The following is an 18,745-nucleotide window of genomic DNA, read 5'->3' as shown; positions in this document are numbered from 1 at the left end:
GCAGCGGGTGCGGAGTCAGTCCCTGGGCGGGCTGGGGTGTCCGCTGGCCCAGTAGCGGCCGCGCATCGCGAGGTCGAGCAGCATACGGACGACCTCTTCGGCGGGCATCGGTGCGGTGTCCTGCTCGGCCCACCAGCGCAGCACGGCGATCTGTTCGCCCACCCAGACGCGGGCCAGGAGGTCGGCGTCGATGCGCGGCTCGACGCCGTTGCGTTCGGCGCGGGCCTTGAACTCCTGGGCCGTCGCGGCGGCCAGCGAGTCCATGAACATCTGCAGCGGCTTGCCGTCGCCCTCGCCGCGCAGGACGACACGGTAGGCGTCCCGTTCGTCGCGGACATGGCGCAGCATCTCCAACAGGGGCTTGCCGGTGAATCCGACGGCACTGCCGGAGATCACCGGTTCCAGGCGCTGACCGAGCTGTTCGAGCAGTTCGGCGGTCACCCGGGCGAACAGATCGTCTTTGCCCTTGAAATGCGCGTAGAACGTGGCGCGCGCCACGTCGGCCCGCTCGGTGATGTCTTCGACGGTGAGTGCGCTGAAACCGCGTTCCAGCACCAGCTCCACCAGCGCGCCGCCAAGCGCCCGGCGGGTTCGTCTGGTGCGCCTGTCCTCGGCCATGCGGCCTCCTTTCGGCCTGTGGTTGTTCGCGCACAGTCTAGATGGCTCTTGACAGCGCGCGAGTTACAAAACACTCTGTCTGTAATCGATCATTCTGTATACAAGCACCGATCAGACCGTACGGCTGGAGATCGTTGATGAACCTCGGCACCTACCTCACCCGCGGCGCCCGCTACTGGCCCGACGCCACCGCCCTGGTCTGCGGCGACCGGTCCTGGACGTACGCGGAGCTCGACCGTGCGACCGACCGGCTCGCCGCCGCACTGATCGCCCGCGGACTGCGCCCGGGAGACGCGGTCGCCTCGCTCGCCTGGAACCGCGGGGAACTGGTCGAGATCGAATTCGCCCTGTACAAAGCCGGGTTGGTGCGCGCGCCGATCAACGCACGGCTCGGACGCGGGGAGATCGAGCACATCCTGGGCTACGCCCCGGTGCGCGTCCTCGTATTCGACGCGGCGCACCGCGAGGACGCACTGGCCGCGACAGAGGCGGCAGGCACCGGCTGCCTCGCCGTCCAGCTCGACGAGGGCGACGTCCCCCTCGCGCCCGGTGTCCTCGGCTACCAGGCCCTTCTCGCGCAGGACGCACCGGAGGCGGCTCCCGTCGAGGTCGAAGAGGACGACGCCTGCGTCCTGAACTTCACCTCCGGCTCCACCGGAGCGCTCAAGGCGGCCGTGCAGACCTTCGGCAACCGGCTGGCCAACATGCGCAAGCTGCTGATGAGCGACGAGTCCCGGCCCCGCCCCGGCACCCGCTACCTGGCCTGCGGCCCCATCACGCACGCCACCGGCATGACGCTGCTGGCCAACATGTTCGCCGGGGCGACCACCCACGTGCTGCCGACCTGGAGCGCGGAGGCGTTCGTGGACACGGTGGAGAAGGAGCGGATCACCGCCACCTTCCTCGTCCCCGCCATGGTCAACATGGTCCTCGCCCACCCGGACGTGGCCCACCGCGACCTGTCCAGCCTGGCCAGCGTCCGGGTGGGCGGCGCGCCCATCTCGCCCCAACGCCTGCGCGACGCCGTGGAGTTCTTCGGCCCCGTCGTCGCACAGGGTTACGGACTCGGCGAGACCACCAGTGTCGTGGCGGGCCTCAGCAGCGAGGAGATCGCGCACGCCGTCGCGCACGATGCCGAACTCCTGCAGTCCTGCGGACGGGCGATGTACGACACCGAGATCCGCGTCGTCGACGAGGCCGGCCGGCCCCTGCCGTCCCGCGAGGTCGGAGAACTCATCGTCCGAGGGCCCGACTGCGTACGCGCGTACTGGCAGGAGCCCGAACTGTCGGCGCAGACGTTCCGCGACGGCTGGGTGCACACCGGCGACCTCGCCTGGATGCGCGAGGACGGCTACCTGTTCCTCGTCGACCGCAAGAAGGACATGATCATCTCCGGCGGGTTCAACATCTACTGCACCGAGGTCGAGGCCGCCCTCTACGAACACCCCGGCGTCCAGGAGGTCTGCGTCGTCGGTGTGCCCGACGAGACCTGGGGCGAAGCGGTCAAGGCCGTCATCGTGCCCCGGCCCGGACACGACCTGAGCGGCGACGACATCACCGCGTTCTGCGCCGAACGCCTCGACCGCCTCAAGAAGCCGAGGAGCGTCGACCTCGTCAGTGAACTGCCGCACAACCGCAACGGCAAGCTCGACCGCAAAGCTGTGCGGGAACCGTTCTGGGTCGGCACCGACCGCCGCGTCAACTGACCCGCCCCCCTTCTCCTCCCTCAAGGAAACACGATGACTTTCTCGCTGCGCCCCTCCTACGACGACCCGCAGCTGTCCGGCCTCGTCGACCGCCTCCGCAGCTACCTCGAAGGCGAACTGGCCGACTACGAACGCGAACGCGCCATCACCCACGAGACCCGCCTCACCCGCGCCGACCTCGAACCCGTCTGGGAGCGCAGCCGCGAACTGGGCTTCTACGGCATCCATCTGCCCGAACAGTACGGCGGCAAGGACCTCTCCTTCACGGCGCTTGCCGCCCTGAAGGAAGAAATCGGGGCCAGTGGACGCGTCCTCGGCCACAGCGTGCTGGGCGACATGGGCGGCCCGCTGCGTGCGGGCGACATCCTGCGGCACGCCACCGAGTACCAACTGGACAAGTACCTGCTCCCTCTCGTCCGCGGGGAACGCGCCTGCTGCTTCTCGCTGACCGAGACCGACGCCGGTTCCGACGTGCGCTCCATGCGCACCACCGCCGTCCGCGACGGCGACGGCTATCGCCTGACCGGGCACAAGGTCTTCAGCTCCGCGGGCCCCTTCGCCGACTTCGCCATCGTCGTGGCCCGGATGGCCGGAACTGGCGAACAGGAGGGCGAGAAGCCGTCGTTCTCCGCGTTCCTCGTCGACCTGGACAGCCCTGGCTGCCGGGTGACGGACGGCGCCACACCCATGTCGGGCGAGCACATCGAGAGCGACATCATTCTCGACGACTGCCACGTTCCCGCCGAGAACCTGCTCGGTGAGGAGGGCAAGGGCATGCGGATCGCGCTCGGCCGTGTCACCACCAACCGGCTCCTGCACTGCCCCACCGTCATCGGCGCCACCCGACGAGCCCTCGACCTCACCCTGGAACGCACCCGTACGCGCAAAGTCGCCGGCGGCCAGCTTCTGTTGCAGTTGCAGTCCATCCAGCACAAGGTCGCCGACATGGCCACCGAACTCTACGCGGCCCGCTCCATGACGTACGCCGCGCTCGCCGCCCTTGACCGGGGCGAGGAGATCCGCACCGAGGCGTTCATGTGCAAGCTGTTCGTCGCCGAGTCCGCCTTCCGCATCCTCGACCAGGCCGTCCAGATCCACGGCAAGGAAGGCCTCACCCAGGGCAACGAGATCGAGTTCCTGTTCCGCAAGATCCGCATGTTCCGCGTCCTGACCGGCACCTCCGAGATCCAGCGCAACGGCATCGCCCACGGCCTCGCCTTCACGCACTGACCCCGCTCTGCGCCCTCTGGCCGCGCACCAGGCGTTCTCCAGGAAGTCCTATGCCCCCCGCAGCACCCACCTGGTCATCTCTGACCGGTAAACGCATCCTCGACCTCTCACGCCTCCTGCCCGGCCCGTACGCCACCTCGCTGCTGGCCGACCTGGGCGCCGACGTCATCAAGGTCGAGTCTCCCGATGGCGGCGATCCGCTGCGCGCCGCCCCCGACCTGTTCGACGCGCTCAACCGCAACAAACGCTCCGTCTCCCTCGACCTGCGCTCCTGCGACGACCGTGCGGCGTTCCTCGATCTTGCGCGTTCCGCCGACGCCGTCGTGGACGGCTTCCGCCCGGGCGTCCTCGACTCCCTGGCTCTCGGGTACTCCACGCTCCACGAAGCCAACCCGCGCCTGATCCTGTGCTCGCTCAGCGGATACGGACAGACCGGCCCCTACGCCGGCAGACCCGGCCATGAGCTCAACTTCCTCGGCCTGTCCGGGTTCTTCGCCGTCCCGGGGCGCCTCGACGGGCACATCACCCGTCCCGGCGTCCGCGTGGGCGACATGGCCGGCGCCATGCACGCAGCTCTGGCACTTGCCGTCACCCTCAGCGCCGGTGGTGCGGGACAGCACATCGATGTCGCCCTGAGCGAATCCATCACCGCCTGGTGCTCCCTGTTCGCGCTGCCGCTGCGCGACATCCCCGACCCGCTGGAAGTCGGCCTGGTCCAGGGCGACAACGACATCTTCACCACCGCGGACGGCCACCGCCTGTCGCTGGCCACGTTCGAGGACAAGTTCTGGCTCCGCTTCCGCACCGCGCTGGCCGACGACTTCCCTGCCCTGAAAACCTCTGCCTACGATCAGCGAACCGCCCGCACCGCGGCCCGCAAGAGCGTCGGAAACCTCCTGACCGGCGTGTTCCAGGCCCGCGACTACGCCTGGTGGGAAGCACGCCTGACGGACCTCAACGCCCCCTGGGCTCCCGTTCTGTCCACCCCCGAGGACCTCCTGACCGACCCCCACGCCGTCGCGCGACACCTGTTCGACGCCCCGCCGGGCCCTGGGTGCTGCCCTCAGGCCCGCTTCCCCGTCTCCTTCAGCGCCGGTCTCTCCACCTTCCGCCGACCTGCTCCCACACTCGGCCAGCACAATGACGAACTGCTGGTGGAGCGCACCCACTGAGCGGTGCCGACGCGGCGCGCACGCGAGGGTGTGGCGATCCCGGTCGTCTACTCCGACCGGGGAGCGAGAGGCAGGGTCCGGGTGCGTCCCGTGGCGCCGAGCCATGCGGCGGAGGGCTTGGGGGTACGGACGAAGGTCTCGCGGTCGACGGCGATCAGGCCGAAGGTGGGTGCGTAGCGGCCCCATTCGTAGTTGTCGAGCGCGCTCCAGTGGTAGTAGCCGCGTACGTCGATGCCGTCGTCCATGGCGTCGGCGAGGGAGTCCAGGGCGCCGGCGGTGTAGTGCGTGCGGCGGGTGTCGTCGGCGGTGGCGATGCCGTTCTCGGTGACGATCAGCGGGACGCCGGGGGCCGCGGCGGCGCTGTGGCGAAGAGCGTGCCCGAGGGCCTCGGGGTAGAACTCCCAGCCGTTGACGGTGCGTTCGGCGTCCTCCGGTACGGGCAGGGGGCCGTCGGGACCGATGAGGGTGCGGGTGTACGACTGCACGCCGAGCCAATCGTCGGCGCGGGCGGCCTCCAGGAAGACGTCCACGCGTGGGCGTCGCAGCGTCGCCGCGACGTCCTCGGCCCCGGGCAGGGCCTGATACACGAGGTTGGCGACGGACCACCCCGTACTCACGTGCGGGGCAAGGGACTTGACCGTCTCTACGGCGCGGGCGTGCGCCCGTATCAGAGCGTCCGTGGTGGCCGCGTCCGGTGCCGGAAGCCCGGTCGTCGGCAGCGGTTGCCCGGAGATCACGGCCTCGTAGGCGGTGACCATGGAGGCGACCATGTTGGGCTCGTTGATCGTGCACACGTGTGCCACGCCGGTGTCGTAGACGGGTGCGGCCGCCGTGATGTACCGGGCGAAGAGCTCGTCAGAATCGGCGGCGGCCCAGCCGCCGCGCTCCAGGAACCACCGGGGAACGGTGAAGTGGTGCAGCGTCACCATGGGGCGCAGGCCGCGCGCGAGAGCACCCTCGACCATGCGCCGGTAGTGGGCGATCGCGGCGTTCGAGAACTCGCCGGGCGCGGGCTCGATGCGCGCCCATTCGATGCTGAAGCGGTAGTCGGTGAAGCCGAGTCCGGCCAGCAGGTCCATGTCCTCGGGCCAGCGGTGGTAGCTGTCGCAGGCGTCGCCGCTGGGCTCCTCGACGTACGGGTTCTCCATGTGCTCGAAGAACCACCAGTCACTGTTGGTGTTGTTGCCCTCGATCTGGTGCGCTGCGGTGGAGGTGCCCCAGAGGAAGCCGTCGGGCAGGTGGCGTGCGGGTGTCATGAGCTCTACTCGATTCTGATGGTCAGGCGCCGGGTTGCGGCTATCGGGGTTCGGCCAGGGCGGCCCTGCGCCGGGCGTCCAGCTCCCGCTGTACGCGGGCGGTGTCGACGGCGTACGGGCGGTAGAGGAAGGTGAGGAAGAGGCCGTTGATCACCATGAGGACGACCAGGACCCACAGGAAGACCACTTGGAGCCCGAGGGCGTCGGCGAGGAATCCCGCGCCCAGGCTGTAGCCCGCCCAGGCGATAGCCTCGGCGATGGAGACGTACAACGCGAAGGCGGGGCCGCGGAGTTCGGGCGGGGTGATGGCCATGACCATCGGCCGGTTGACGCTCGGGTTGATGCCCTGCGACACGCCGAGCAGCGCGAAGAAGGCGCCGTACACGAGGATGCTGTCGTAGTGGAACTGGGTGCCGAAGAAGGCGAACACGGCGAAGGCGAACTGTGCCGCCTGGAGAACGGCGACCGGCCCGTAGCGAGGGCTGCGCCGGGACACCCAGTCGCTCGCGGCGCCGCCCAGGAGGGTTCCGAGGAAGTAGCCGACACCGAAGGGCAGGGTGACGAGTGCGGCCTTCTGGGTGCTGAATCCGTGCACGTCCACCAGGAAGACCACACCGAACGTGATCACCAGCAGGTGTCCGGACAGCAGGCGCGAGACGATCAGGACCATCAGGCTGCGGATCTTGAGGAGCGAGAACGCCTTGTCCCAGGTGAGCTTCGAGTGGGCTTCGCGGGTGGCCTGGTCGAGGTCGGCGAGCTGCTGCTCGGCGGCGCCACGGCCCGGGTCGCGGAACCAGATCAGCAGGGCGAGACCGAGCAGGATGTTGAACGCGCCGATGCCCCACAGACCCCAGCGCCAGCCCTCGTCCACGCCGGCGAGTTGGCCCTTGAGCGGCCCGATCACCGCGCTGACCAGCGATACCGCCCCGTACACGATGCCGACGGCACGGCCGCGGGACGAGCTGCCGAAGAGGTCACCGATGACCTCGGTGATGATCGGGCCGGCGGCGGCGTAGCCCGCCGCCAATATCGTGTAAAAGATGAGGAGTTGGGTGAAGTTCTGGGAGAAGCCCGCGGCGATGCCCCAGACGCCCCACAGGCCGGTGGCCACCACGAGGACGGTTCTGCGTGAGGAGCGCTGGGCCGCCCACACCCAGAACGGCCCGGCGAGCACACCCACGATCTTGCTGGCCGCGGTGAGGATGCCCAGGGCGCCGAGGGAGACGCCGAGGGACTGCTTGATGAGGGGGAACAGGCTGCTGACCAGGCTGGCCTCGGTGTTGTCGACCAGCAGGGTGCCGCCGAGCAGAGCGAGCTGCCGATTGCGGCCCTTGACCTGGGCGGGAGTTGAGCCGGTAGCCGGGCCGGGGGGCGCAGCCTCTTTGCTGAGCGCGGTCATCGTGCCTTCTCGATTCTGTGCGGCGAGGCAGCGGGCAGTGGGCCGGAGAGAGGGACTGTGGAAGAGGAGCGACGGCGCCCAGCGCGGTCAGAGTTCGGCGAGCTCCTCGGCGACCCGGCGCAGCGCGTCGGACGGGAACAGCGCGCCCGCCGTCGCCGCGAGATCGATCAGCGGTGTCGCCCCGACCATCTGGAGCAGTTCGGAGTCCACCACGCCCGGCAGGTGGGTGCGCAGCACCTCGACGGCGAACGGGTCGGCGATGAGCGCCCGGAACGGGGTGCGCAGCGAGAGCCGGCTCTCCGGGTAGTCCGCCGTGCGGGGCAGCGGTTGCGCCGCCCGCTCGGCCTGGGCGCGCTGGGTCCGTATCAGGAGGTGCTCGTCCCCGACCGGCCCGTGCTCGGGCAGGCCCAGGCGTGCGTACTGGCTGGGCGGTGCGTCGTTGGCCCGCATCAGTTCGGTCATCAGGGTCGCCATGCGCAGTTCGGCGGCGTCGTCGACGAGCGGGGTGTTCTGGCCGGGGTCGCTCTCCAGATCGAAGAGGAGGGTGCCGTGGTGGTACGGGTTGAACATGGTGCGGGCCGGTACACGCACCGTGCGGACGTTCTTGGTGAAGTCGAACGGTTCGGCCAGTTCCAGGCCGACGAGCTCGGCGGGCGAGAACCGGCCCCGCATGTGCGTCGGCATCAACGTGTGCTCGTACAAAGGGGAGTTGTCGGGCGAAGCGGGGGCGCGCATGTACACGTGTCGCCCGTCGGTGACGTTGACGTGTCCGCCGTGGATGCCGAAGAGACCGGCCTCCCGTACAGGTGTGTCGGCGGCCATCGGCAGCGGTGCGCCCTGCATGTCGCCGGGGCGCTCGACGCCGAAGAATTCGAGGAAGGTCGGGGCGAGGTCGATGGTCTGCACGAGCGACTCCCGCCGCCCGCCCGCGGCGGCGGTGCGCGGGTCCCAGGCGAACAGGGGGAGGTGGACCAGTTCGTTGAACCAGGGCTGGACGCTCTTGCCCCACCAGCCCTTCTCGCCGAGCAGTAGTCCGTGGTCGGTGTTGACGATCAGCAGGGTGTCGTCCCACAGCTCCAGTTCGTCCATGGTGTCCAGGACGCGTCCCAGCGACTGGTCGCACATGGAAAGCAGCGCCCCGTACTCCATCCGCCCGTGCTCGACCTGTTCGTCGGTCTCCACCACGCGCTTGTAGTCGGGCCAGTCGAAGTGCGGTCCTTCGTAGTCGTGCGGATAGAGATCCTTGTAGCGCTGCGGGCTGAAGAAGGGTTCGTGCGGGTCGAAGGTCTCGATCTGGACGAACCACCGGTCGGCGTCCTTGTTCGCCGCGATGAACTCAAGCCCCGCGTCGAAGGTGAGGGTCTGCGGGTGCCGGTCCTCGGTGGCCGTGTGCTGCCGGTTGACCCAGTCCTGCCGGTAGCCGGGGCCGAACCGCATCCGCTTGAGGTCCTCGGGCATCGGCGGGTCCGCCACCTGTCCCTTCCACGGGTCGCCCTCCTGCCCGCGGAAGAACTCCCAGGTGTGGTAGCGGCCGTGATAGGTAGCCCCGCCGTCCTCCCAGTAGTGCGGGTGATCGCTGACCAGGTGGGTGTAGACGCCGTTCTGCTTGAGAAGTTCCGGCATCGAGTCGTCGAACGGCTCAAGCGGCCCCCAGCTGCGGTGCAGGAAGTTGTGCCGCCCGGTGTGGATCTCGCGGCGGGCCGGCATGCAGGGCATCGACCCGGCGTACGCGTTGTCGAAGGTGACGGCACGCTCGGCGAGGCGGGCGAAGTTCGGGGCGTGCGTCCAGTCGCCCCCGTACGGCGGCAGCATGTGACGGTTGAGGCTGTCGAACATGACCATGATGGCCTTCATCGGGCGGACTCCTCGCCGGTCGTACGGTCGTCGGTAGGGCTCCCTGCCAGCCGGTGCAGGGTCTGCTCCAGCCAGTCGACCCAGGTGTCCATCGCCCTCGCGCCCAGCAGGTGCAGCGACTCCTGGACCTCCCGGTCCAGGTCCTGATCGAGGCCGGGCAGCGGGTCCTCGTAGTGCAGGGTCCGGTCGCGGTGGCGGTTCTTGGCGATCTGCGCGCGGCGGTAGTCGAGTTCGATGCGGAGCAGGCCGATCGCCGTGTCCCTGTCCAGGGGTGCGCACACGCTGAAGCGGGCGGTGAAGTCGATGTCCTGGAGGCGGGTCGAGGGCTCGTACGGCGCACGCACCCAGTCCATCAGCGCGTCGTGCCCGCTCTCGGTCAGCCGGTAGACCTTCGCGTCCGGGCGGCCCTCGCGTGCGTCGACCTCGTGCCGCACCCAGCCCTCGGCCTCCAGCTGGGCGAGTTTTCGGTAGATCTGGCTGTGATGCGCCTTCGCCCACACGAACTGGCCCTCGGTCTCCAGCCACTTGCGCAGGTCGTAGCCGCTGTAGGGGCGGCGGGCCAGCAGGCCCAGGAGCACGTACTCGAATTTCACCGTGGCGACTCCATATGTGCGTTCTCACCTATGTGTGTATTCATATACTCGAGTCATGGAGACGTCAATGAACTGCTGCGCATCCGTTCCCCGGCCCGGTGTCCCCGGACCGCTCCCCGCTCCGGCCGCGGCGCCTCCCGAGCACGACCAAGTCACCCTGGAGGGAGGGGAGTTCTCGATGGGTGACGCTTTCGACGAGGGGTATCCGGCGGACGGTGAACGTCCTGTGCACACGGTGCGCGTCGCGCCGTTCGGCATCGACGTCACCACCGTCACCGTGGCGATGTTCCGGGCCTTCGCCGAGGAGAGCGGGTACGTCACCGTGGCCGAGCGGGAGGGGAGCTCGGCCGTCTTCCACCTCGCGGTCGCCGCCGAACGCCCCGACATCGCCGCCGCCGACCCCGCCGTCCCGTGGTGGCTCGACGTACGCGGAGCCGACTGGCGTCACCCGCACGGCCCGCTGTCCGACGCCGAACCCGACCACCCCGTCGTGCACGTGGCCTGGGACGACGCCGTCGCCTACTGCGCGTGGGCGGGGCGCCGGCTGCCGACGGAGGCCGAGTGGGAGTACGCGGCGCGGGGCGGCCTCGAAGGGCGGCGCTTCGCCTGGGGTGACGAACTACTCCCCGGCGGCCGGTGGCCGTGCAACATCTGGCAGGGCCGCTTCCCGTACGAGAACACCGGCGCCGACGGCTGGCTCGCGACCGCGCCCGTACGGACGTACCCGCCCAACGGCTTCGGGCTGTACGAGGTCGCCGGGAACGTGTGGGAGTGGTGCGCCGATTGGTTCGCGCCGGACTACTACGCGCAGTCGCCGTCGGTCGATCCGCGAGGGCCTGAGAGTGGCGACCGACGGGTGATGCGCGGTGGCTCGTACCTCTGTCACCACTCGTACTGCCACCGCTACCGGGTGGCGGCCCGCTCGGCCAACACCCCCGGTTCCAGCAGCGGGAACTGCGGGTTCAGGACGGTGGCGGGGTGAGGGTCAGGCCGTGAACGTGCGCCACACGCGGCGCACGTGGTCGGCCATGTCGATGGACGGGTCGCTCAGCCACTGGAGCATGATGCCGTCGGACGCGGCGATGAGGGCCGATGCGGTGAAGTCCGCGTCCACGGAAGGGAGTTGTTCGGCCTCCAGGTGCGCGACGATCGTCGCGCGCAGGAGGGCGTAACGCTCCTTGAAGTACGCGTGCGCCGGGTGGGCCGGGTCGGTCGACGCGGCGATGAGGGTGACGTACAGCCGGGCGCGGGCCGCGTTCGCGGCGTTCGCCGTCAGGGCCAGGGCCAGGAACTCGCCCGGATCGCGCACGGCGTCCGGGGCCCGGAACCGTGCCTCCGCCGCCCGGTCGCTCGCGCGCAGCACCTCGGTGAGGAGGTGGTCCTTGGACTCGAAGTAGTGCATCACGCCGGTGAGGCTGATGCCGCTCTCCTTGGCGACCGCACGCAGCGTCGTGTTCCGCTCGCCCTCCCGGCCGAAGATCTCCAGGGTGACCCGGAGGATCTCCTCCCGCTTGGCGACGCCCTTGGCGTACGAGGTCTTCGCTTTCACGGGGTCAGCCTATGTGCCGCGGTGAACTCGGGGCGGCCGACCCTTGTCCTCAAAAACAGTACGCCGTACTGTTTCGAAGCAACCGCACGATCCCGCACGATCCGCAGCCGGTGCACACCGTTGTGTCCGGACGAGAGAAGGTCCCGCCCGTGCAAGGACCCGTTGAAAGATCCGTAGCCCCGCCCGCCGCGCCGGACACCGGCCTGACTGTGAGCGGACGGGCGCTGCGGCGCATGATGGCCTGCGCCGGGCCCGCCACCCTGAGCATCGCCCTCGTCTGGGGCGCCGTGCCCGGCGTCCTGCTGGCCCTCCAGATCCAGCGCACCGTCGGCGAGGAGGCCAAGGTCGGCTCCCTGGCGCTGGTCGCCACCGTCGGTGCGATCGTCGCCATGGTGGCGCAGCCCGTCGCCGGTACGGTCTCCGACCGGACCCGAACGCGGTTCGGCCGACGCGCACCCTGGATCGTGGCCGGTGCGCTGACCGGCGGCACCGCGCTGCTCGCCATGGCGTTCATGAGCTCCGTGCCCGCGATCCTGGCCGCCTGGTGCTTCGTGCAACTCGGCTACAACTTCGCGATGGCCCCGCTGTCCGCCGCGATGCCCGACCGGGTGCCGGTCGCCAGGCGTGGGCAGTACTCGGCGGTGCTCGGGATCAGTTCGATGTGCGGATCACTGTTCGGGCAGATCCTGGGTTCCGTACTGGAAGCCCACATCACCCTGGCGTACGTGCTCCTTGCGGCCTTCTCGGTCGTCGCGGTGACCGTGTTCGTCACCCTCAACCCGGACCGGTCCAGCCGGGACCTGCCCCAAGAGCCGTTTCGCGCACGCGAGTTCCTGCGGAACCTGCTTCCCGATCCGCGTAAGTACCCCGACTTCTTCTGGGTCTTCGTCGGCCGGCTGTGCACCTTCCAGTCGTACTTCCTGGTCATCGGATACAAGCTCTACATCCTCCAGGACTACATCGGCCTCGGGGACGGGGCGATCGGCAAGGTGCCCGCCCTCGCCGTCGCGGGAGTCTCCGGAATACTCCCGGCCACGCTGATCTGCGGCCCGCTCTCGGACCGGGTCGGCAGACGCAAACCCTTCGTCGTCGCATCGGCCTCCCTCATCGGCTGCGCCATGCTCGTTCCGCTGGCCGTGCCCACGATGACGGGGATGCTCGTGATGGCGTTCCTGGTGGGCGTCGGCTTCGGCTGTTTCCAGGGCGTGGACACCGCCCTCATCTCCCAAGTGCTGCCGTCCCACAAGTCGTTCGCCCGCGACCTCGGCGTCATCAACATCGCCGCGGCCCTGCCACAGGCGCTCGCACCGGCCGTCGCCGCGGCCGTTGTCCTCGGGCTCGGCTACGAGGCCCTGTTCCCCGCAGCGGCGATCTTCGGGGTGCTCGGCGCGATCGCGGTCCTGCGGGTCCGCAGCGTGCGCTGACAGCCCCCGACTTCCCTTGAGGCCCCCCGGCTCCCCTTCAGAACACGCAAGCAGAACACGCAAGCAGAACACGCAAGCAGAACACGCAAGGAGCACACAGTGACCGACCCCACGGCAGCCACCACCCCCGAAGAAGCGGTGGCCCGGCTGAGCCTCGAAGAGAAGGCCACCCTGACGACCGGGGCGAGCTGGTGGAACACCGAGAGCTTCCCGCACGCGGACATCCCGGAGTTCCGCCTCGCCGACGGACCGCACGGACTGCGCCGGCAGAAAGACGACCGGGTCGACCAACTGGGCATCATCGACAGCGCCCCGGCCACCTGCTTCCCGCCCGCCGTCACCCTCGCGAGCAGCTGGGACGCCGCTCTCGCCGAACGCGTCGGCCGGGCGCTTGGCCGCGAGTCGCTCGCCCAGGGCGTGCACGTACTCCTCGGCCCCGGCGTCAACATCAAGCGCAGCCCCCTGTGCGGGCGCAACTTCGAGTACTTCTCCGAGGACCCGCTGCTCAGCGGCGCCCTCGGTACCGCCTGGGTGAACGGCGTCCAGTCGCAGGGCGTCGGTACCTCCCTCAAACACTTCGCCGCCAACAACCAGGAGAACGACCGCATGACGGTCAGCTCCGACATCGACGCCCGCACCCTGCGCGAGATCTACCTCCCCGCCTTCCGCCGCGTGGTCACCGAGGCCAAGCCCTGGACCGTCATGTGCGCCTACAACCGCCTCAACGGCGTGCACTCCTCGGAGAACCACTGGCTCCTCACCGAGCTGCTGCGCGACGAATGGGGCTACGAAGGCGTCGTCGTCTCGGACTGGGGCGCCGTCGTCGACCGGGCCCGTTCCCTCGCCGCCGGACTCGACCTCGAAATGCCCTCGTCCTCGGGATTCGGCCCCGCCCGTCTTGTCGAGGCGGTGGCCTCCGGCGAGATCGACGAGAAGACCCTCGACGTCAGCGCCGCACGCGTCGTCGCACTCGCCCGCAGGGCGGTCCTGCATGCCGACCCGGACGCCTCCTACGACCCGGACGCACACCACGCCCTCGCCCGAGAGGCCGCCGTCCGCGGTGCCGTACTCCTGAAGAACGAGGGCGGGCTGCTGCCCCTCGACCCGGCCACCGAGGCACGCATCGCGGTACTCGGCGAGTTCGCCCGTACGCCCCGCTACCAGGGTGCGGGCAGTTCGCGCGTCACCCCGACCCGGCTGGACGACGCGCTCGGCGCGCTCACCGCCGCCGCGCCCGACGCACGTATCGACTTCGCGCCCGGCTTCCCCGTCGACGACCCGGACGGCGACGTGACCGGTCTGCGCGAGGAAGCCGTACGCGCCGCCCGCGAAGCCGACGTGGCCGTCCTCTTCCTCGGTCTGCCGCCGAGCTTCGAGTCCGAGGGGTACGACCGCGACCACATCGAACTCCCCTTCGAGCAAACCGAGTTGCTCGCCGCAGTGACGGCAGTCAATCCGAACACGGTCGTGGTCCTCGCCAACGGCAGCGTCGTCCGCCTCTCCGGCTGGATCGACGACGTACCGGCCGTCCTGGAGGGCTGGCTGGCCGGCCAGGCCGGTGGCTCCGCCACCGCGGACCTGCTCTTCGGTCACGCCAACCCGTCCGGCCGCCTCACCGAAACCGTTCCGCTGCGCCTCGCCGACACCCCTGCCCACCTCGACTGGCCGGGAGAGAGGAACCATGCGCGGTACGGCGAGGGGCTGTTCGTCGGATACCGCCACTACGACGCCCGCGAGACGGAGGTCTCGTACCCCTTCGGGCACGGCCTGTCGTACACGACCTTCGAACAGACCGATCTACGGGTGGCCCAGGACGCCACCGGGCTCGACGTCACCGTGACCGTCACGAACACCGGTCCGCGCGCCGGGCACGAGGTGGTGCAGGTGTACGTGGGTGCACCGGGCTCGCAAGTAGCCCGTCCCGTCCGGGAGTTGAAGGCTTTCGCCACGGTGTTGCTCGCCCCGGGGGACACCCGTGATGTCACCCTTCGCATAGCCCGCGCGGACCTCGCGTACTTCGACATCGGCGTCGACACCTGGCTCGTCGAAGGACTCGAATACCGCGTCGACGTAGGCGCCTCCAGCCGCGACATCCGCCTGACCACGACGGTCACGGTCGAGGGAGACCCGTACGCCCCCCTCCTGGACGCCGACTCGACTATCGGCGAGTGGCGCGCGCACCCCGTGGGAGGCCCCGCCGTCGACCGTCTCCTTGAGCGCGTACGGGAAACCATGGGCGACGCGTACCCGAAGGAGGGCAGCCACCGCTACCGGATGATCGCGAACATGAGGCTGAGCCAGCTCGCGAAGCTGCCCATCGTGCCGCTGGACTTCGCGGACGTGGACAACCTGCTGGCAGAAGTGCGGAGGGCTCCGGCACAGAGCTGACGAGCGACATGGAGGTACTCCCCGGTCCCACCACTGGCCGACCCCGGGCATGACGAGGTGAGGGTCCGACCGGCGTACCCCGGTCGGACCCTCACTGGTGTTCTGGTGGCGGCTTGTGTCTGCCTGCCGGTCAGACGGCCGCGGGGGCTCCGAGCATCGCGGAAGCCTGTTGGAACGCGTTCGGGCTGAGGACGCGCGTGGGCGCGGCCGCGGCCTGGGGCAGGCCGCGGCAGGTGAAGCCGAGCTGGGCCATGGCCCGGATGACTTCGCCTGCGCTGAAGTCGCGGCGGTCCTGGCGTGTGATGACCTGGCCGACCTGCTTGACGGGGTAGGTGCGACGGCCGATGATCACGGACTCACCTGACACCTGCTCGGGCTTGACGCCCTTCATCGATTCCAGGACGCCGCTCTTGGTGAGGTCGAACGGGAAGCGGGCGATGACACAGCGCATGATGCCTCACAAGGAGAAGAGCGAACGGGGAGATTTCTGCCGCAGTGAGGTGATTCAGCCGGCCAGGGCGAGAACGCCCAGAGCACTGCCGTGTTCGTCGACGACAGGCAGGGCGTCGAGCCGGCGGCTGCGCATCGCGTGCTCTGCCTCGGTCATCGTCGTCACGGGTGAGGTGAACGGGCCGCGGTTGCCGAGGACGTCGCGCAGCTGGACCCGGTCGGTGTACGCGGGGCTGTCGCGGAGTGCGGCGAGCTGGGCGTGGGTGGCCACGCCGGTGCACAGGCCGTCGTTGTCGCAGACGAGCAGGTGGCCGGTGCGGGCGCTGTCCATGACGGACAGGGCGACCTCGATGGTCATGTCGTCACAGACCTGTGGTGCGGCCGCGTCCATGGTGTCGGCCACCGTCCTGCGTACGGGGGTGGCATTCGCCGAGCGGGGCTGCATCTGAACCAGCGTCAAAACGTACCTCCTGCAGAGATGGGTCAGCTTTCTGATCACGAAGGTTCTAGGCCGCCGCGTCAAAGGTCGACTGCCGCACATTGGCGCGCCGAGTAGCCGAAGCGGGACTCCGTCGGCCGCGTGAGGCCGCGGAGCGCCCCCGTCGCTCGGCCACCGGTGCGGTGATCGTCACGGGGATGCCGGAGGGGGCCTGGGCGCCGGTGATCTGGCTGAGGGCCTCTTCGCCGGAGCGGACCTGGGTGGTCTGCGGCACGATTCCGGCGGCCGTCATGAGGCGGGTCATGTCACGGCGCTGGCCCGGGGTGACCAGGGTGACGACGCTGCCGGACTCACCGGCCCGTGCGGTGCGGCCGCCGCGGTGGAGGTAGTCCTTGTGGTCGGTCGGCGGGTCGACATTGACGACGAGGTCGAGGTTGTCGACGTGGATGCCGCGTGCGGCGACATTCGTCGCGACGAGCACCGTCACATGACCGCTCTTGAACTGGGTCAGGGTCCGGGTGCGCTGCGGCTGGGACTTTCCGCCGTGCAGGGCGGCGGCGCGGACGCCGCTGTTCAGCAGGTCCTGGGTGAGCCGGTCGACGGCGTGCTTGGTGTCCAGGAACATGATCACCCGGCCCTCGCGCGCCGCGATCTCCGTGGTCGTCCGCTGCTTGTCGGCGCCGTGGACGTGCAGGACGTGGTGTTCCATCGTGGTGACCGCGCCCTGCGAGGGGTCGACGGAGTGGACGACCGGGTCGGTGAGGTAGCGGCGGACCAGGAGGTCGACGTTGCGGTCGAGCGTGGCCGAGAACAGCATCCGCTGGCCCTCGGGGCGCACCTGGTCGAGCAGCGCGGTGACCTGGGGCATGAAGCCCATGTCGGCCATCTGGTCGGCCTCGTCCAGGACGGTGATGCCGACCTGGTTCAGCCGGCAGTCGCCCCGGTCGATGAGGTCCTTGAGCCTGCCAGGCGTCGCGACGACGATCTCGGCGCCGCCGCGCAGCGCGCTCGCCTGCCTGCCGATCGACATGCCGCCGACGACGGTGGCCAGGCGCAGCTTGACCGAGCGGGCGTAGGGGGTGAGCGCGTCGGTCACCTGCTGTGCCAGCTCACGGGTCGGCACGAGGATCAGGGCGAGCGGCTGGCGGGGTTCGGCGCGCTGTCCGGTGGTACGGGCCAGCAGGGCCAGGCCGAAGGCGAGGGTCTTGCCGGAGCCGGTGCGCCCGCGACCGAGTACGTCGCGGCCCGCGAGGGTGTTGGGCAGGGTCGCACCCTGGATCGGGAACGGGACGCTCACACCTTGGGCGGTGAGCGCGGCCAACAACTGCTTGGGCATGTCGAGTTCGGCGAACGCCTCGACGGCGGGCAGCGCGGGGGTGATCGTCTTCGGCGGGGCGAACTCTCCCTGGACCGCTGCGGGCCGACGACTGTGGCCGCCCGAGCGGCGCGGGCCCCCTGAACGGCTCGGGGCGGGCGAACCGAAGCGGCTGCCCCGGTCCGAACGGGCGCCGGAGCCGAAAGCGGGGCCGCCGGTGCGGCTGCGGGTGCGGGAGGAGCGGTCGTTCGTACGTGTGGGGTTCATTCAGAACCTTCCTTGATACGGCACGTATCAAGGAATTCCCGCAGCGGAAGAACAGCGCGGGGAATCACAAGAACGGGCCGAAGAGAATGCGAGAGTTAATCTGGCCTGCGGCGAACCCGGGGCGGGGTGCAGGCGGTGAAATGGGTGACGTCATGTGGACGTGCAATTCAGGATGTCGAAGGAGTGCAGGGCGGACCCGATTGAGCGAGCATCCTTGGCGAAGGAGCTGCGTGCGGCGGTTGCTCCGTACGACATCACTGCGGGAAATGCCCGCAGCTGGGGCCCGCACCCCGAGGGATGCGGGCCCCAGCTACGAAGTACGCGTCGGCGTCAGGCCGGAACGATGTTCTCGGCCGTCGGGCCCTTCTGGCCCTGCGCGATGTCGAAAGTGACCTTCTGGCCTTCGAGCAGCTCACGGAAACCCTGGGCGGCGATGTTCGAGAAGTGGGCGAACACGTCAGCGCCGCCATCGTCCTGCTCGATGAAGCCGAAACCCTTGGCCGCGTTGAACCACTTCACAGTGCCTGATGCCATGTCTATATCTCCTTGGGGGCAGTACGCCGGGACCCGCAATGCACGGACACCGGGTCGCCGTGATGATGCCCCGCCCGGATAATGACCGGAAATTCAGAAACACTTCCACCGAAAGAAAAAAGCGGCGAAGGTGCTTGAAGATTTGGGAACCACAACTGCAACTGAGGACGACAGTAGCACGCCGTTATGGCCCGCGTACGCTGAATAATTCCGTTCTCTTCGTTGCGGTAAGAACACTCCCAGTGGGAAACGCTAAATCCTCAGCTCGCGGTCATAGATATTGATCCACCCGGAGCGCAGCGTTGAGGGGGAGTTGTCACGCTTCACGATTCGAAGGCCGCAAATGGCCCAGGGGTACCAACCGGACAGACGCCGGCGCCGACGGCACGTACGCCGACCTCGGCGCAGATCAGGAGACCAGGGTTGCGCACCACATCAGACGGCGGCCGGTGGGCCCGCTGATTGGGTGGTGTGGTGGTGTTCGGTGTTGATGCGCTGGGCTTCTTGGAGTTGGTCTTCGAGGATGACGATGCGGCAGGCGGCTTCGATGG

General features: G+C 69.3%; 16 protein-coding genes and 1 pseudogene. 6 read left to right on the top strand and 11 right to left on the bottom strand.

Annotated elements, in window-relative coordinates:
• Window positions 1-15: 15 nt before the first annotated feature.
• Window positions 16-618, bottom strand: coding sequence for a TetR/AcrR family transcriptional regulator (locus ACZ5CR_RS39950; protein WP_468867127.1), 603 nt, complete (start codon window positions 616-618; stop codon window positions 16-18).
• A gap of 137 nt (window positions 619-755) precedes the next feature.
• Here ACZ5CR_RS39950 and ACZ5CR_RS39945 point away from each other — a divergent pair, with 137 nt between their 5' ends.
• From ACZ5CR_RS39945 to ACZ5CR_RS39935, 3 genes are read left to right on the top strand one after another with little or no spacing between them, the layout of a single operon-like run.
• Window positions 756-2,324: a class I adenylate-forming enzyme family protein gene (locus ACZ5CR_RS39945; protein WP_468867125.1), complete on the top strand. Its 1,569-nt coding sequence runs from the start codon at window positions 756-758 to the stop codon at window positions 2,322-2,324.
• Window positions 2,325-2,357: 33 nt separating this feature from the next.
• Complete coding sequence (locus ACZ5CR_RS39940) at window positions 2,358-3,554, top strand: acyl-CoA dehydrogenase family protein (protein WP_468867123.1); 1,197 nt, start codon at window positions 2,358-2,360, stop codon at window positions 3,552-3,554.
• Window positions 3,555-3,604: 50 nt separating this feature from the next.
• Window positions 3,605-4,726, top strand: coding sequence for a CaiB/BaiF CoA transferase family protein (locus ACZ5CR_RS39935; RefSeq protein WP_468867120.1), 1,122 nt, complete (start codon window positions 3,605-3,607; stop codon window positions 4,724-4,726).
• A gap of 47 nt (window positions 4,727-4,773) precedes the next feature.
• Here ACZ5CR_RS39935 and ACZ5CR_RS39930 read toward each other — a convergent pair whose 3' ends face one another.
• The 4 genes from ACZ5CR_RS39930 to ACZ5CR_RS39915 form a co-directional block, all read right to left on the bottom strand.
• Window positions 4,774-5,982 carry a glycoside hydrolase family 1 protein gene (locus tag ACZ5CR_RS39930; RefSeq protein ID WP_468867117.1) on the bottom strand — a complete coding sequence of 403 codons (1,209 nt, stop codon included), beginning with the start codon at window positions 5,980-5,982 and terminating at the stop codon, window positions 4,774-4,776.
• A gap of 40 nt (window positions 5,983-6,022) precedes the next feature.
• Complete coding sequence (locus ACZ5CR_RS39925; protein WP_468867115.1) at window positions 6,023-7,381, bottom strand: MFS transporter; 1,359 nt, start codon at window positions 7,379-7,381, stop codon at window positions 6,023-6,025.
• 87 nt (window positions 7,382-7,468) lie between these two features.
• On the bottom strand, window positions 7,469-9,235 hold the full coding sequence (locus ACZ5CR_RS39920; RefSeq protein ID WP_468867112.1) for a sulfatase: 1,767 nt from the start codon (window positions 9,233-9,235) through the stop codon (window positions 7,469-7,471).
• Entirely contained in the window at window positions 9,232-9,828 is a 597-nt protein-coding gene (locus ACZ5CR_RS39915; protein ID WP_468867109.1) for a PadR family transcriptional regulator, read from the bottom strand. The genes ACZ5CR_RS39920 and ACZ5CR_RS39915 overlap by 4 nt, the downstream gene beginning before the upstream one ends.
• A gap of 55 nt (window positions 9,829-9,883) precedes the next feature.
• On the opposite strand from ACZ5CR_RS39915, the gene ACZ5CR_RS39910 reads away from it, so the two are divergent.
• Window positions 9,884-10,810: a formylglycine-generating enzyme family protein gene (locus tag ACZ5CR_RS39910; RefSeq protein ID WP_468867107.1), complete on the top strand. Its 927-nt coding sequence runs from the start codon at window positions 9,884-9,886 to the stop codon at window positions 10,808-10,810.
• Between the two features lie 3 nt (window positions 10,811-10,813).
• Here the strand turns inward: ACZ5CR_RS39910 and ACZ5CR_RS39905 are convergent, their stop codons facing one another.
• Window positions 10,814-11,377 carry a TetR/AcrR family transcriptional regulator gene (locus tag ACZ5CR_RS39905; protein WP_468867104.1) on the bottom strand — a complete coding sequence of 188 codons (564 nt, stop codon included), beginning with the start codon at window positions 11,375-11,377 and terminating at the stop codon, window positions 10,814-10,816.
• 149 nt (window positions 11,378-11,526) lie between these two features.
• On the opposite strand from ACZ5CR_RS39905, the gene ACZ5CR_RS39900 reads away from it, so the two are divergent.
• Both ACZ5CR_RS39900 and ACZ5CR_RS39895 read left to right on the top strand, forming a co-directional pair.
• On the top strand, window positions 11,527-12,801 hold the full coding sequence (locus ACZ5CR_RS39900) for an MFS transporter (RefSeq protein WP_468867099.1): 1,275 nt from the start codon (window positions 11,527-11,529) through the stop codon (window positions 12,799-12,801).
• Window positions 12,802-12,900: 99 nt separating this feature from the next.
• Window positions 12,901-15,189, top strand: a complete 2,289-nt coding sequence (locus tag ACZ5CR_RS39895) for a glycoside hydrolase family 3 C-terminal domain-containing protein (protein WP_468867097.1) — start codon at window positions 12,901-12,903, stop codon at window positions 15,187-15,189.
• Window positions 15,190-15,319: 130 nt separating this feature from the next.
• Here ACZ5CR_RS39895 and ACZ5CR_RS39890 read toward each other — a convergent pair whose 3' ends face one another.
• From ACZ5CR_RS39890 to ACZ5CR_RS39870, 5 genes and pseudogenes are all read right to left on the bottom strand, one after another.
• The gene (locus ACZ5CR_RS39890; RefSeq protein ID WP_468867095.1) at window positions 15,320-15,640 is read right to left on the bottom strand and encodes an SCO5918 family protein; all 321 of its coding nucleotides are present in this window, start codon (window positions 15,638-15,640) and stop codon (window positions 15,320-15,322) included.
• A 54-nt stretch (window positions 15,641-15,694) separates the two neighbouring features.
• Complete coding sequence (locus ACZ5CR_RS39885) at window positions 15,695-16,099, bottom strand: CBS domain-containing protein (RefSeq protein ID WP_468867093.1); 405 nt, start codon at window positions 16,097-16,099, stop codon at window positions 15,695-15,697.
• Window positions 16,100-16,145: 46 nt separating this feature from the next.
• A complete protein-coding gene (locus tag ACZ5CR_RS39880; protein WP_468867090.1) occupies window positions 16,146-17,660 on the bottom strand; it encodes a DEAD/DEAH box helicase in 1,515 nt (504 codons plus the stop codon).
• 330 nt (window positions 17,661-17,990) lie between these two features.
• A complete protein-coding gene (locus tag ACZ5CR_RS39875) occupies window positions 17,991-18,194 on the bottom strand; it encodes a cold-shock protein (RefSeq protein ID WP_468867088.1) in 204 nt (67 codons plus the stop codon).
• Window positions 18,195-18,629: 435 nt separating this feature from the next.
• Window positions 18,630-18,745, bottom strand: a pseudogene (locus tag ACZ5CR_RS39870) (MerR family transcriptional regulator); the annotation flags it as partial.

The sequence above is a fragment of the Streptomyces sp. NPDC031274 genome (genome assembly GCF_055570235.1).
Note: the sequence above shows the minus strand (reverse complement) of the source record. Positions and strands in the feature narration are given on the sequence as shown.